This is a genomic window from Priestia sp. P5_B4, from assembly GCF_056400385.1.
Genome location: NZ_JBFULJ010001353.1, coordinates 1 through 717 on the forward strand (window position 1 = coordinate 1; position 717 = coordinate 717).

The window sequence follows — 717 nt, forward strand, 5'->3', positions numbered from 1 at the left end:
GCATTAGGAATCCTGTCATAAACAGAAATGGAAATTGGATCATCATTTTATATTCATGAGTTATATATACAAATATAAAAATAAGTAGTACTACTGTCATTTGCTCCTTTATAAACATTGAAATATCTTCTTTTTTAATATCTTTAATAGCTGTAAATGCTGTTACAATAACAATCAAAGTAAAAGGTATATTGATAAAGAAAATGCTTCGCCACCCCCATAATTCATTGAAAAATCCTCCAATCATAGGGGAAAACGCAAAACCTATGCCTGACGTTCCTGACCAAATACCGAATGCAAGGGCACGTTTTTGTGATTCTATCATAGTTGAAGATAGCAGTGTTGTAGCAACAGGAGCAAACAAAGCTGCACCAATTCCTTGAAGAATTCGAGAAATAAGCAAATTGTTATAAGTTACTGACAAACCACAAAATAATGAACCTACCATAAAAATGCTAATTCCTGCAATAAATGCATTTTTTGCTCCAATTCGTTTACTCAATCTAGCAAAGAATAATATGAGTGAAGCGAACGCCAAGACATAACTATTCACGATCCATGACGTTTGTGAAATGGTTAAATCGAGTTGTTGTCGTAAGGGTGGGATGATGATGTTTACAATATTTGTATCTAAAATAATTAAAAAACTACCGATACAAATGCTTGCGAGGCTAATAATTTCTTGCCCTGTGAGTTTCATACAGAAAACCTCCTCAT

1 protein-coding gene is annotated in these 717 nt (G+C 33.3%); it reads right to left on the minus strand.

The genetic code is table 11. The features are described from left to right. Positions 1 to 700 (minus strand): MFS transporter (locus tag AC1DRF_RS30940; protein ID WP_477742694.1); only part of this gene is annotated, 700 nt, incomplete at its 3' end. Positions 701 to 717: the final 17 nt, after the last annotated feature.